This is a genomic window from Pseudoalteromonas sp. SR44-5 (assembly GCF_014163675.1).
Classification (GTDB): domain Bacteria; phylum Pseudomonadota; class Gammaproteobacteria; order Enterobacterales; family Alteromonadaceae; genus Pseudoalteromonas; species Pseudoalteromonas rhizosphaerae.
In genome coordinates this window covers 23,013-36,132 of sequence record NZ_JACJDT010000050.1, presented here as the reverse complement: position 1 = coordinate 36,132, position 13,120 = coordinate 23,013, and the positions used below count along the sequence as shown (strand labels likewise).

14 protein-coding genes and 1 tRNA gene are annotated in these 13,120 nt (G+C 41.0%); 6 read left to right on the top strand and 9 right to left on the bottom strand.

Going from position 1 to position 13,120, the window contains the following annotated elements; translation table 11 throughout:
- Positions 1-220: 220 nt before the first annotated feature.
- The 7 genes from H5154_RS19505 to rlmE all read right to left on the bottom strand — a co-directional run bounded on the left by H5154_RS19505 (position 221) and on the right by rlmE (position 6,510).
- Positions 221-305: transfer RNA gene (locus H5154_RS19505), tRNA-Leu, on the bottom strand.
- Between the two features lie 82 nt (positions 306-387).
- Entirely contained in the window at positions 388-738 is a 351-nt protein-coding gene (gene secG / locus H5154_RS19500) for a preprotein translocase subunit SecG (protein ID WP_169019853.1), read from the bottom strand.
- 1 nt (position 739) lies between these two features.
- Positions 740-1,489: a triose-phosphate isomerase gene (tpiA, locus tag H5154_RS19495; protein ID WP_182719338.1), complete on the bottom strand. Its 750-nt coding sequence runs from the start codon at positions 1,487-1,489 to the stop codon at positions 740-742.
- A gap of 72 nt (positions 1,490-1,561) precedes the next feature.
- The gene (glmM, locus tag H5154_RS19490) at positions 1,562-2,911 is read right to left on the bottom strand and encodes a phosphoglucosamine mutase (RefSeq protein ID WP_145239192.1); all 1,350 of its coding nucleotides are present in this window, start codon (positions 2,909-2,911) and stop codon (positions 1,562-1,564) included.
- A gap of 2 nt (positions 2,912-2,913) precedes the next feature.
- Positions 2,914-3,768, bottom strand: a complete 855-nt coding sequence (gene folP, locus H5154_RS19485; RefSeq protein ID WP_182719337.1) for a dihydropteroate synthase — start codon at positions 3,766-3,768, stop codon at positions 2,914-2,916.
- Between the two features lie 102 nt (positions 3,769-3,870).
- Positions 3,871-5,814 carry an ATP-dependent zinc metalloprotease FtsH gene (gene ftsH, locus H5154_RS19480; RefSeq protein ID WP_145239198.1) on the bottom strand — a complete coding sequence of 648 codons (1,944 nt, stop codon included), beginning with the start codon at positions 5,812-5,814 and terminating at the stop codon, positions 3,871-3,873.
- 66 nt (positions 5,815-5,880) lie between these two features.
- Positions 5,881-6,510, bottom strand: a complete 630-nt coding sequence (gene rlmE / locus H5154_RS19475; protein ID WP_145239201.1) for a 23S rRNA (uridine(2552)-2'-O)-methyltransferase RlmE — start codon at positions 6,508-6,510, stop codon at positions 5,881-5,883.
- Between the two features lie 88 nt (positions 6,511-6,598).
- On the opposite strand from rlmE, the gene yhbY reads away from it, so the two are divergent.
- The gene (yhbY, locus tag H5154_RS19470) at positions 6,599-6,895 is read left to right on the top strand and encodes a ribosome assembly RNA-binding protein YhbY (RefSeq protein WP_016707974.1); all 297 of its coding nucleotides are present in this window, start codon (positions 6,599-6,601) and stop codon (positions 6,893-6,895) included.
- Positions 6,896-6,988: 93 nt separating this feature from the next.
- Here the strand turns inward: yhbY and H5154_RS19465 are convergent, their stop codons facing one another.
- Both H5154_RS19465 and H5154_RS19460 read right to left on the bottom strand, forming a co-directional pair.
- Complete coding sequence (locus H5154_RS19465; protein ID WP_182719336.1) at positions 6,989-7,465, bottom strand: histidine phosphatase family protein; 477 nt, start codon at positions 7,463-7,465, stop codon at positions 6,989-6,991.
- On the bottom strand, positions 7,462-8,640 hold the full coding sequence (locus tag H5154_RS19460; RefSeq protein WP_182719335.1) for a serine hydrolase: 1,179 nt from the start codon (positions 8,638-8,640) through the stop codon (positions 7,462-7,464). The genes H5154_RS19465 and H5154_RS19460 overlap by 4 nt, the downstream gene beginning before the upstream one ends.
- Before the next feature lie 116 nt (positions 8,641-8,756).
- Here H5154_RS19460 and H5154_RS19455 point away from each other — a divergent pair, with 116 nt between their 5' ends.
- The 5 genes from H5154_RS19455 to H5154_RS19435 all read left to right on the top strand — a co-directional run bounded on the left by H5154_RS19455 (position 8,757) and on the right by H5154_RS19435 (position 12,946).
- The gene (locus H5154_RS19455; RefSeq protein ID WP_182719340.1) at positions 8,757-9,560 is read left to right on the top strand and encodes a hypothetical protein; all 804 of its coding nucleotides are present in this window, start codon (positions 8,757-8,759) and stop codon (positions 9,558-9,560) included.
- A 104-nt stretch (positions 9,561-9,664) separates the two neighbouring features.
- Positions 9,665-10,522, top strand: coding sequence for a MipA/OmpV family protein (locus H5154_RS19450; RefSeq protein ID WP_182719334.1), 858 nt, complete (start codon positions 9,665-9,667; stop codon positions 10,520-10,522).
- A complete protein-coding gene (locus H5154_RS19445; RefSeq protein WP_149981434.1) occupies positions 10,512-10,904 on the top strand; it encodes a DUF3019 domain-containing protein in 393 nt (130 codons plus the stop codon). Before H5154_RS19450 ends, H5154_RS19445 begins: the two co-directional genes overlap by 11 nt.
- Positions 10,905-10,917: 13 nt before the next feature.
- The gene (locus tag H5154_RS19440) at positions 10,918-11,622 is read left to right on the top strand and encodes a response regulator transcription factor (protein ID WP_149981435.1); all 705 of its coding nucleotides are present in this window, start codon (positions 10,918-10,920) and stop codon (positions 11,620-11,622) included.
- A gap of 28 nt (positions 11,623-11,650) precedes the next feature.
- On the top strand, positions 11,651-12,946 hold the full coding sequence (locus H5154_RS19435) for an ATP-binding protein (protein WP_182719333.1): 1,296 nt from the start codon (positions 11,651-11,653) through the stop codon (positions 12,944-12,946).
- The last annotated feature ends 174 nt before the right edge of the window (positions 12,947-13,120 follow it).

Sequence of the window (13,120 nt, the reverse complement as noted above, 5' to 3'; positions counted from 1 at the left end):
AATAAAGCGCTAACTGCGTTATAATTTTTTCAAGTAGAACAACTACATGTCAAAATTTACGCCTTGTTATCACTGTATTTATCTGTCGCTATAAATGGTCAGTAACTTAACACGATTGGTATAATAAACAGGAGGAGCTAATCGAGGTGAGAGTCTGTGCTAATTGCAGACCACAAAAAGCAAAAAACCAGTAACATCGCTGTTACTGGTTTTTATAAGATGGTGCGGTTGGGGGGACTTGAACCCCCACGCCCGAAAGCACTACCCCCTCAAGGTAGCGTGTCTACCAATTCCACCACAACCGCATTGTTAAAGCTTTCGCTTTAGGTGTTAAACATATGATTTATTTGAGGATGATAAATCGTTTAACGATACTTTTAATAAGTATTAATTTGGTACGTCAGATTTCTCTTTCGTTGATGTTACTGGAACATCATCAGCTGCAGGAGCAATTGTTTCAACTGCTGGTGCTGCTTCTAGGTTTTCCCACTCATCAGTCTTTTTTATCTGACCTGCAGTTAAGTTACCTAGTACAATACTTAGCACAAAGAAAACACTGGCTAAGATTGTAGTTGTTTTTGTCATAAAGTTACCTGCACCTGACGAACCGAAAACGGTTGCAGAGGCACCAGCACCAAATGATGAACCCATGTCTGCGCCTTTACCTTGTTGAATTAAAACCATACCAACAAGCGCTAAAGCAACAACTAAATAAACTACTAATAAAATTTCGTACATCTTATACGGTCCCTTTTGCACTTTCGCAGATTGCAGTAAATAACTCTGCTTTTAGACTAGCGCCACCAATCAGGCCGCCGTCTATATCTGGTTGTGCAAATAATAATTCGCTATTTTTTTCATTTACGCTGCCACCATAAAGAATGGTCAGCCCTTGTGCTAAATCACTACTGTTAGCAGCAATTTTATCACGGATAAATTTGTGCACATGTTGTGCTTGTTCAGGCGATGCAGTCTTACCTGTGCCAATGGCCCAAACGGGCTCGTATGCTATCACAGAATCTTTCAGTGCTGCTAGACCTAATTTATCAATTACTGCATCAATTTGTGCAGCAACGACTAATTCAGTTTGACCTTGTTCGCGTTGCTGTTCACTTTCACCAACACATAAGATAGGTGTTAAACCCACTTGTTGTGCACGAGCAAACTTAGCTGCAACAGTGTCATTACTTTCGCCGTAGATACTACGACGTTCAGAGTGACCAACTAAGGTATATTGGCAACCTATATCTTTAATTAATTGCGCATCAACTTCACCAGTAAATGCACCCGGTTCATTTTCAGAAACCGTTTGTGCCCCAGTTGTTACACCTGTTGCTGTTAGCATAGGTAACAATGGGTAAGGTGGAAATACCACAACGTCTATCTGATCTGATTTTACGTTGTTGATAGCGTCAGATAATTGCTGTACTAACTCTTTCGAGCCGTTCATTTTCCAATTGCCTGCGACCATTGGCTTGCGTATTGCCATTTTTCCACTCCACATTAGAAAGCGGGCGAGATAGTAACTCGACTCGCCCAAAGTTACAAGAGGTTATTGTTCTTAATCAGTTTGTTTGCTCATAGATTCGACAACTGCAGCAATTTTTTGTGCACTATCAAGGACTATTTTCTCTTCTTCGGCTTCTACCATCACGCGAACAACCGGCTCAGTGCCAGATTTACGTAATAACACACGGCCTTTACCAGCAAGTTGTTTTTCAACATCAGCAACCGCAGCAATAACCTCTGGTGCAAGTGTTGGATCTGTGCCCGCTTTATAGCGCACATTAATCATCTTCATCGGGTATTTAACAAACCCTGCGCCAAGATCTTTTAGCGTACGATTTTGCGCCACCATAGCAGCCAAAACTTGTAGGCTTGAAATGATGCCATCACCGGTGCTGATCAAATCCAGATTCAATACATGCCCTGAGCTTTCACCGCCGATTTTCCAGCCTTTTTCTTGTAGTAATTCCATTACATAACGGTCACCCACTTTACTGCGAGCAAACTCAATACCTTTCGCTTTAAGCGCGTTTTCAAGACCCATATTAGACATTACCGTGCCAACAACACCACCGCCTAACATGTCATCATTGGCAGCTTGGCAGGCAATAATATAAACAATATCATCACCATCAAAGACACGGCCATTGTGATCAACCATCATTACACGGTCGCCATCACCATCATAGGCAATGCCGACATCAGCATTATGTTCTAATACTTTGCGTTTTAATGCATCAACATGGGTCGCACCGCATTCTAGGTTGATGTTTACACCATTTGGCTCGCAAGCATGGCTAATTATCTGCGCGCCTAATTCACGCATTACTGATGGTGCGATATGATAAGTTGCACCATTGGCACAATCTAATACAATCTTTAAACCTTCTAACGACAGGCCTTGTGGGAATTGGCTTTTACAAAACTCAATATAACGGCCATCAGCGCTTTCTAAACGGCGGGCTTTACCTAGCTTATCAGATGCTACACAGGTCATTGGTTCATCAAGCATTGCTTCAATTTGTAGCTCAACTTCATCAGCTAACTTCAAACCTCGGCCACAAAAAAACTTAATGCCGTTGTCATGATATGGGTTATGAGATGCACTGATCACAATTCCAGCTTCAGCACGAAATGTTTGCGTTAAATATGCAACGGCTGGCGTCGGCATCGGGCCAAGTAATACCACATCGATACCTGCGGCGATCAAACCCGCTTCAAGTGATGTCTCTAACATATAACCAGAAATGCGAGTATCTTTACCAATAATGACTTTCTTAGTGCCATTTTTTGATAGTACCTTGCCTGCAGCCCAACCTAATTTAAGTGCAAATTCTGGTGTAATTGGGTATTCACCCACCATGCCACGTACACCATCGGTGCCAAAATACTTTCTTTCTTTCATTTTTAAATTCCTTGTTCGCAAGCTTGCCACACGCCAAGCACATCTGCGGTTTCTTTTACATCATGTACACGAATAATTTTTGCGCCATTTTGCGCAGCAATTAATGCCCCTGCTAAACTGCCAGCAAGGCGCTCGTTTGTTTGTCTATTTAATAAGTTGCCAATCATTGATTTGCGCGATAGTCCTGCTAAAACAGGTAAACCAAAGTGGTTAAATTCATTAAACCGCGCCAGTAATTGGTAGTTGTGACTGAGGGTTTTACCAAAGCCAAACCCGGGGTCTAAAATAAGTTGCTGGCGCTGAATACCCGCTGTTTCACAGGCATTGATCCGCTGTACAAAAAAATCATTTATATCACTGAATAAATCATCGTAATGTGGAGAGTTTTGCATACTTCGAGGTTGGCCTTGCATGTGCATTAAACACACCGCAACGTCTGGATACTGAGCAACTGTTGCCAGTGCGTTTGGCTCTTGTAAAGCACGCACATCATTAACAATATCAGCACCAGCTAGAATAGCTTGACGCATTACTTCACTTTTACTGGTATCAATCGAAATGATGCAATCATTAACGGCGCTATCACTGTGGGCACGAATTGCCTCGATTGCGGGTATTACTCTGGCTAATTCATCCTCAAGGCTAACATCAGGCGCACCAGGACGTGTTGATTCGCCACCAATATCTAATATGGTAGCACCATCTGCGAGTAACTTTTGAGCTTGTATGACAGCGCTGTCTGTTTGATAGTAGCGCCCACCATCTGAAAAAGAGTCAGGAGTGACATTCAAGATCCCCATTATAACTGGGGTGTCGAGGTGTAAACTGCGACCTCTAGGTAACTTAACTGTGGTCATCTATCACCTTCAATACATCCATTGCATTGATATATATACTTTATTTAACCAGTTACAAAAAAGCCCCGACAATCGGGGCTTTTCGTTTAGCTATTTTAACTGTTATTCAGCTTTATCATCAAGATTTGTTTCATCTTTTTGAGCTGGCTTGTCGTCTTTTTCAGCAACTGGCTCTGCTTTGCTCTCTTCAACTGCTGGTTTTTTATCAGCAGTATCACGGCGGTCATGCGCATCACGTGGTTCACGTACAGGCTGACGTGCCATTAGATCATCAATTTGCTTAGCATCAATCGTTTCATATTTCATTAATGCATCTTTCATTGAATGCAGAATATCAATATGATCTTTCAAGATTTGCTCAGCGCGTTGATAGTTGCGATCTGAGAACAAACGAACTTCAGCATCAATTACTTTTGCCGTTTCATCCGACATGCTCATGGCACGACCACCGCCGCCACCCATGTACATCTCATTTTGATCTTCAGCGTATAGTAATGGCCCTAATTTTTCACTTAGGCCCCACTGTGTAACCATTTTGCGCGCAATGTCAGTAGCACGTTCAATATCGTTACTAGCACCGGTAGTTACTTTATCTTCACCATAAATCAGTGCTTCAGCAATTCGGCCACCATATAAGCTTGAAATCATAGATTCCAATAGCTCTTTAGAGTGACTAACACGGTCTTGCTCTGGTAAATACATCGTTACACCAAGGGCACGGCCACGTGGAATAATCGATACTTTATAAACAGGATCGTGCTCTGGTACGATGCGGCCAACAATTGCATGTCCGGCTTCATGATACGCAGTCATTTCTTTTTCTTTCTCGCTCATCACCATGGTCTTGCGCTCTGCGCCCATCATGATTTTATCTTTAGCAGCATCAAATTCAGCCATGCTAACAACACGTTTATTACCACGTGCAGCATATAGAGCCGCTTCATTGACTAAGTTTGCTAAATCAGCACCAGAAAATCCAGGTGTACCACGCGCAATAACAGAAGCTTCTACGTTATCGCCTAATGGCACTTTTCGCATATGTACTTTAAGGATCTGTTCACGGCCACGGATATCAGGTAAGCCAACCACTACTTGACGGTCAAAACGACCAGGACGAAGTAATGCTGGATCAAGTACATCTGGGCGGTTAGTCGCGGCAATAACGATAATACCTTCATTGCCTTCAAAGCCATCCATCTCTACTAGCATTTGGTTAAGTGTTTGCTCACGCTCATCGTGACCACCACCCATACCTGCGCCACGTTTACGGCCTACGGCATCAATTTCATCGATAAAGATGATACATGGCGCTGCTTTTTTCGCTTGTTCAAACATATCTCGAACACGCGAAGCACCCACACCAACAAACATCTCAACAAAGTCTGAACCTGAAATCGTAAAGAATGGTACTTTTGCTTCACCAGCAACGGCCTTAGCAAGTAAGGTTTTACCCGTACCTGGAGGACCAACCATTAATACGCCTTTAGGAATACTACCGCCAAGTTTTTGGAATTTAGATGGATCACGTAAGAAATCAACAAGCTCTGTTAGATCGTCTTTAGCTTCATCACAACCGGCAACATCTGCGAAAGTGGTTTTAATTTGGTCTTCACTCATTAAGCGTGCTTTACTCTTGCCAAACGACATAGCACCTTTGCCACCGCCGCCTTGCATTTGACGCATGAAGAAAATCCATACCCCAATTAGTAATAACATTGGGAACCATGAAATTAAGATGCTCGCTAAGAATGATTGCTCTTCTGGCTTCACACCTTTTACATTCACATCACTTTTTAATAAGTCATTAAGAATGTCTTTATCATAAATAGGCATGATCGTTTGAAAGCGATCGCCATTGGTTTTAGTGCCAGTAATTGTGCCACTGGTACTTTCGATTGCCACTTCTTGTATAGCGCCACTTCGGGCATCTTTTACAAATTGACTGTAACTAGTTTGACGGTCTGTTTGATCGCCACCATTAAAGCTCTGAAATACTGACATTAGCACAACTGCAATGACCAGCCAGAGTATTAGATTTTTCGCCATATCGCTCAAGGGGTTAACCTCTTGTATCCAATTAATTTAAATTCAACTAAACGCCTGACAACTGTACTACAGTTTGTAGCCTGTCGCTACTATATATACTTCACGTGATCGCGCACGTGAGGCGTCGGGTTTACGGATTTTTACAGTTTTAAAGCTATCACGCACTGTTTTTAAGAATTCATCAAAGCCTTCACCTTGGAATACTTTAACAACAAATGCACCATTTTTCTTTAAAACTTGGCTACACATATCTAATGCTAATTCCACTAAATACATGCTTCCAGCTTGGTCAACGGAGCTATTACCACTCATGTTTGGTGCCATATCAGAGAGCACCACATCAACATTTTTACCATTAATGCGATTTAATAACGCATCTAAAACAGCTTCTTCTCGGAAATCTCCTTGCAAAAAATCAACGCCGGCCAATGAATCCATAGGTAATATATCACAAGCGATCACCTGCCCTTTATCGCCTACTTTTTCTGCTAAATACTGTGACCAGCTTCCCGGCGCAGCTCCCAAATCAACAACAGTCATGGCTGGGCGTAGTAATTTATCTTTATTTTGGATCTCGTCGAGTTTAAAAATCGCACGAGAGCGCCAACCTTTCTTTTGTGCCTCGTGAACATAAGGATCATCAAAATGTTCCTTCAACCATCGCTGTGAACTGGCCGAAAGTTTCTTATTCGTCATAAATTAACACGCAACTAATTAGTAATATTCTCTAGATGGCGTTAGAATACCCTTAATTCAAGCCATATTCAGCAAAATTTGTAACAACATGAAATTATCGAACAAACAAAAGCAGTTTTTAAAAGGTCAAGCACACTCTCTAAAACCAGTTGTACTTCTTGGTTCTAACGGTTTAACTGAAGGTGTATTAGTTGAAATTCAAAGCGCTCTAGAAATCCACGAACTTATTAAAGTAAAAGTACCTACTGATGATCGTGAGACTAAAGCACTGATTTTTGAAGCTATTATTCGTGAAACCGGTGCTGAGAAATTACAGTCAATCGGCCACACCCTTGTGCTTTATCGCCAAAGCGAAGAAAAGAAGATCCAATTACCACGTAATTAATTTTCTATTCCGCTATAAAAAAACCAGCAATTGCTGGTTTTTTTATATCTGCGACGCAACTGCAATAAATTGTAAATAAATATATTACATTGCTCAAAAATTCATCTTCATATCACTCAACTGATAACCTTGCGCTTCGCTTTGTAAGATAAAATAGCGGTTAAATTCAGTTTCAGGCATCTTTTCAACATCTATTTGCGCTATTAATTTTGCCAATTCTGCCGTGGTATTACTATGGCCTACAATCACCACTACGCCATCTTGCGCTAAAACAGTGTGTTTAAATGCGGCTAAGTCACGAGGGTCGTAGCTTTGAATTGTAATATTAAAATGTTCAGCAATAGGAGTTGCGGTCTCGATAGTGCGATTATAGTCCGTACTAAAAACTGCTGTTGGCTGGACTTTACTAAGCAGACTCACTAACTGCTGCGCCCGTTGCTTGCCGGCATCCGTAAGATGGGGATCGTTGCCTGTTAATTTTTCACTATGGCGAAACAAAAAAATACTTTGCGGTGCTGCTGTTAAATTCGCAGTAAACAGTAATATTACGCTCGCTAAAATATAGTTCATTTGTCTTCCTCTTTATACATTGCTAGTTGTTGTGAGCGTTTGAATAGCAACACACGATCAATAAACTCTGTCGTTAATTCATTAATGATACCGGTTTCGGCGTTAAGGATCAGACTGAAACCTATGTTTAAGTGCGGTATTACTACAAGGTCACTGCGATATCCTTGCACCCAGCCGCTATGATAGTAAATGGTTTCATTATCATATTCGTAAACCCGCCAGCCTAAGCCATAATAGGCCTCGCTAAGGTGCTTTTTCCACACTCGACGCCGTAACTCTTTTTTTGTATGCGTATAAGGACGAGTTTGACTGGCTAGCACTGCACTGGATAATACCGTTGGGTAATATCCTAACTGCGCTTTTAACCAAATAGCCATATCACTGGCACTAGCATTAACGCCGGCTGCGGGAAGTACCTTGTAATAATTTTTTTTCAATTTTGCGGTATGCCAGCGTTTGCGCCCTCTTACATGGGGATGAGCATAATTATCATCTGTTACCATCGCGGTATAACCCAGGCTTGCATCATTCATATTTAATGGTGAAAATATAAATTCACTCATCCACCGAGAGTAATCCAATTTAGTACTGCTTTTGATCACTTCAGCAATTAAGCTAAACATCACATTTTGATAGCCATAGCACTGCCCTGGTTGGCAGATAGGTTCAACACTCAACAACTTTTGCACTATATCAGGGTAACTCATTCTTGATTCAATCAAGTTATCATACGCATTAGGTACTAAACCGCTGGAGTGACTGAGTAAGTGAAAAACTTTTAAATTATTTTTGTAATCCGTATTGGCGAAGGCTGGAATAAATTTACTGACAGGGTCGTCTAAAGCAAACTTCCCCTCATTGGCTAACTTTGCACTGAGTGAGCCTGCAAACGTTTTAGATACCGATGCTAAGCGAAACCGAGTATGGGCATTGACTGCTAAGCCCTTATTTAGCTTTGTTACCCCAAACCCTTGTATATGCGTATCATCAGGGCCATTAACTATCGACAACGCAGCCCCTGGGATCCCTTTGCTTTTTAATTTATGTTCGAGATGTTGTGTATAATCATTGACAAATTCTTGCCACTGTTGCTTGCTGGCATGAACCTGCGATTGAAATAAAACTAACGTGATAACGAAAAAAAAGGAGTTGATTAACGACACAAAAGGCTTCATTTTTTATTATTTTTATCTAGATTAAGACATTCTTAGCTTTATAATACCATGAAGTTTTATTAAGACTAACGTACAATATTCCGATTATCGAGCTTTCAAAGGGTTTTAAAGTGTTCATACGTTATTTATCAATAGTTTTTTTTACTTTCATTACAACGGCCTGTGTCACTGCGCCGCCACCTGCTGCGCCTTTAGAAATGCCACTCAAACCGCAATTAAAAAGCCAAAGCTATCAAGTAGCCTATGAAACTGAACATGCTTCACCGAAAGTAAAATCAGTACAATTACCAGCGCATAAAATTACTCGTAACCAAACTGTGCAAGTTATTGCCGATAAAGCAAGTGTCACGGATACCCTATTTAAACAAATAACTGATGCATTAACGACTATGAACTTACGTGTCGTTGATCAAGGCAATAGTGATTATACCCTAGCTATACACCAGCTAGAGCTCAACTTTATTGAAGATACTGAATATCAAATACAACCACCGAATAAAGCGTATCCTTTATTTGCGCAAATAACACAACTGTATCCGATCCAACAATGCTCAACCATCAATGCAGAGGTTAGCATGCGCCTGATCCATCGTGCATCAGGTGATGTAGTGTGGTTTGGAAAATCCTCAATCGACAGTGCAAGCTTCCACCGCGAACCACTTATTTACAGCTTCAGTGATGAACAAGTGATCAGTAATGAGCTTGAAGTAGCCACTTTTATCCATCAACAAAATACTGAGCAAGCACGTCTTGCCCGTGCCAATCAAGAAGTCAGTATACCAAGCTATAAAACCATTTCTAAAATGACCAGTTTAGCTAAACTTCAAGGACCGTGTAATCGCACTGAAGTGAGTGCTCTAACACCGATGATGCACTATTATCTGAGTAGTATTTTGATCGATAAAATTAAAGTACACTAAGTTCATGTCTGCAGAATGACTACTGGCTACAATTTTTTACAGATCAAAGGAACTCTTTGACAATATAATACACTTAACAACTGCTTAATTTATTTGGATCATGGATGCAACGTAAACAACACACTCTACAGAAACTACTGTTATTACTGATCAGTGTGGGTTTATGGAGCACCTCTAGCAATGCCAGCAATCGCTATTATGCTGATAATACCTTAGAGCCTACCTCAGGCTTTGCTTGGGATTGGAGCGCGGGTGCGGGCTATTATGTTGAAGATTCTTATTTAGTTGGAATGGATTCTTACAGTGACGGCCTAGAACTTGATATTAACCTTGCTATTTCTTACGAACGCTTTTATTTAGATATTGATCATAGCCAACTCAGTGGCGGCATTATTATTGGTTATAGCATCATCAATAAGTATGATTGGGATCTTGATATTCTTGGCACTAATATGCAAGCTGGGTTTGATGAAACAGGACTCGACTTTTATAGCAGTGGAGTGGTGTCAGAACTTAAAGGAATACGAAGCCGAAAAAGTGACTTTGATACTGGCTTACGCCTTACCCGCCGCTTTGAAAACTCACAAATCTCTTTTGAATACTTACATGACATTTCCAGTGCTCATAATGGCTGGGTTGTAAATAGCTTTTTTAGTCATATTTTACCATGGAAAAACTGGGAGTTTCGCACCGGTGTTGGTATCAGCGCTTACTCAGCTGATTTCACCAATTACTATTTTGGCATTACAACAGAGGAAGCCACCGCTACTCGTGCGGTCTATCAAACAGACACCGCAATGAGTATGATTTTTGAATTCCACGCCGAGTACCCACTCAATCAACACTGGGTATTTTTAGGTGGCTGGCTATCTACCTGGTTTTCAAATGAAATTTCCAACAGTCCCATTGTATCTCAGGATTATCAGCATAAAGCCATGGTAGGCGTGCGCTATGTATTTTAAAACCACAGTAATTTTATTACTGTTACTTAACACAAAGCCGTTATTGGCCGATGGCGAAGAACCGCACGACAGTAGTTTAATTGCATTGCCCGATACCTGTGTTGCACTGCGAGAAGGACGCAGCTGCTATGCTGATATTGAGTTAAGCTGGCAACAAACTAGCATCGGTAATTACTGTTTACGTGATGCAACATCGAAGCATATTATGCAATGCTGGCTTAGACAAAATAGCGGGAAGTTAAATTATGCTTTTGATTCTGTTGAAAGCATTTCATTTGAGTTAATAAACAGCGATACCGGTAAGATCATTGCATCAACACAAGTACAGTTGCAATGGGTGTATCAAAATCGCCAAAAGAAACGCCGCTGGCGGCTTTTTTAAAACGAGATAAAGCATGAATAATTACGGCACAATATTACTTGTTGAAGATGACGGCTCTTTAGCCCAGTGGGTGGCAGAGTATTTAACTGAGCAAGGCTACACAACTCATATTTGTGAGCGAGGCGACCAAGTTGTCAGTCATGTAAAAGAGCTCAAGCCTGACTTAATTTTACTCGACATTATGCTCCCCGGCCAAGACGGTATTAGTGTCTGTCGTGAACTACGTCAATTTTACCAAAGCCCTATTATTATGCTAACCGCTCGAGACGAAGAAATGGACGAAGTGATTGGTCTTGAAGTCGGTGCCAGTGATTATATAATGAAACCGGTCAGGCCGCGTGCATTACTAGCGCGGATCAAAGCGGCGCTGCGCGCCAATAACGATAATTCGGAGTCGCAAGCGGATGATACCATTATTCAGGTAGGCTCTTTAAAAATTGATACACAATCTCGCAATGTTTTTATTAATGATATTGATCAAGGGGTATCCAGCGCTGAGTACTTATTACTGCATTATTTAGCCTGTAACGCAGGGCAAGTTGTGTCGCGAGATGCTGTATTCAAAGCAACCAAGGGCCGTGAATATGATGGCCTTGATCGCAGTGTCGATGTGCTCATTTCTGCGCTGCGTAAAAAATTTAATGATGATCCCCAGCAACCTGAAAAAATTAAAACAATTTGGGGGCGAGGCTATTTACTCGTCGCAAGCGCTTGGTGATCGCCGCTAAGGTATACTGGCGAACGCTATGAAAAAGTTTTATCTTTCCTTATTAGCCAGTGCCCTGCTCTCGATTGTGATATTAGGTTGGTTAATTGATGCTTTTAGTCAGCAAACTCATACCTCGCAGGATGAGTTTGGCTTTCAAAGTAAACTTTTAATGGGCTTCAGCCAGCAAATTGCCAGCCAACCCTTCATGCAAAGAGCAGACTACACCGCCTTACTTGCACAACAGTTTTCGTTGGGATTAAGTTATCGAGCCACGCAATCTTTAGCGCTGCCACCATCACTGCTGGAAGAGATCAATGCTGAAGGCGGACTGATTTTAGAAGATCAAGAAGGGTATTACCTACTCTACAGTAATGATTTGCTTGCGCCTTTTCATCTTAAATTACGTTTAGAAAAACCCCACGAACAAGATCAACAAAATGATATGTTACTTACCTTAATGTTTTACGCTGGGTTATGTGTGTTTATGGGGTTTATTATTGCACCATTAGCTAAACGACTAGGCGTGGTTAATGACGCAGCTAAAAAGTTTGCCAGTGGCGACTTACATGCTCGCATTCGGGTATCCCATTTCACTTACATTAAAGATGTTGAGCTTACTTTTAACCGCATGGCAAGCCAGATCGAAAAATTACTCGATGAAAATAAACTGATGGCCTCGAGTTTATCTCATGATATACGCACCCCCATTGCCTGCCTACGATTTGGCTTAGATGCGGCACTAGATAGTCATAGCGAAGAAAAAATAAAACATTATTTAAATCGTATGGAAGCTGATTTAGACCAAATGGAATCAATGTTGAAAAGTTATTTAGCATTTGCCACGCTTGAGCAAAAAGCCAACCAACTGACCTACTCACACACTGAGTTAAACAGCTACCTAAGCACCCTAATACAACAACTAGAGCCTAAGTTAGTACAGCAACAACTTGATTTACAACTTATCTGTCATGATAATTCTCATATTTATGCAGATTTACACTGGTTAGCACGCGCAATCACTAATCTGCTTAGCAATGCCTGTGACTTTGCCAAACAAAAAATTATTCTCACAGCATCAATGAAAGAGCAAACACTGATAATCACTGTTGAGGATGATGGTCCAGGTATCGAAGAGCAAAATTGGCACAAAGTTTTTAGTCCTTTTTTTCAAGAACAGAGTCATCGCAATCGAGCCGATCAAAGTTATGGCCTAGGACTTGCCATAGTAGCTAAAGTAGCTGATTGGCATCATGGCAGTGTAAGCGTAAATCGCAGTAAGCAGCTAGCGGGTGCATGCTTTACCCTTAAAATACATAACCCAGAACAATTGTAACTTTTATGTTACAGTTTACATTATCATAAATCACCTCATTATGATTAGATAACAACAACTTAAATTATAAATGTTAACAGCATTGGCATTCTAAGTTTTGTAAATACAGTCAGGCGTTAATTCTTCACGGCTGCAGTTAAAAATAAGAGCTTTTTATTTTTTAACATTTACAGT

Coding starts and splice junctions, on each gene's coding strand:
- secG (WP_169019853.1), bottom strand. CDS start 738: ATGTACGAAATTTTATTAGTAGTTTATTTAGTTGTTGCTTTAGCGCTT.
- tpiA (WP_182719338.1), bottom strand. CDS start 1,489: ATGGCAATACGCAAGCCAATGGTCGCAGGCAATTGGAAAATGAACGGC.
- glmM (WP_145239192.1), bottom strand. CDS start 2,911: ATGAAAGAAAGAAAGTATTTTGGCACCGATGGTGTACGTGGCATGGTG.
- folP (WP_182719337.1), bottom strand. CDS start 3,768: ATGACCACAGTTAAGTTACCTAGAGGTCGCAGTTTACACCTCGACACC.
- ftsH (WP_145239198.1), bottom strand. CDS start 5,814: ATGGCGAAAAATCTAATACTCTGGCTGGTCATTGCAGTTGTGCTAATG.
- rlmE (WP_145239201.1), bottom strand. CDS start 6,510: ATGACGAATAAGAAACTTTCGGCCAGTTCACAGCGATGGTTGAAGGAA.
- yhbY (WP_016707974.1), top strand. CDS start 6,599: ATGAAATTATCGAACAAACAAAAGCAGTTTTTAAAAGGTCAAGCACAC.
- H5154_RS19465 (WP_182719336.1), bottom strand. CDS start 7,465: ATGAACTATATTTTAGCGAGCGTAATATTACTGTTTACTGCGAATTTA.
- H5154_RS19460 (WP_182719335.1), bottom strand. CDS start 8,640: ATGAAGCCTTTTGTGTCGTTAATCAACTCCTTTTTTTTCGTTATCACG.
- H5154_RS19450 (WP_182719334.1), top strand. CDS start 9,665: ATGCAACGTAAACAACACACTCTACAGAAACTACTGTTATTACTGATC.
- H5154_RS19445 (WP_149981434.1), top strand. CDS start 10,512: ATGTATTTTAAAACCACAGTAATTTTATTACTGTTACTTAACACAAAG.
- H5154_RS19440 (WP_149981435.1), top strand. CDS start 10,918: ATGAATAATTACGGCACAATATTACTTGTTGAAGATGACGGCTCTTTA.
- H5154_RS19435 (WP_182719333.1), top strand. CDS start 11,651: ATGAAAAAGTTTTATCTTTCCTTATTAGCCAGTGCCCTGCTCTCGATT.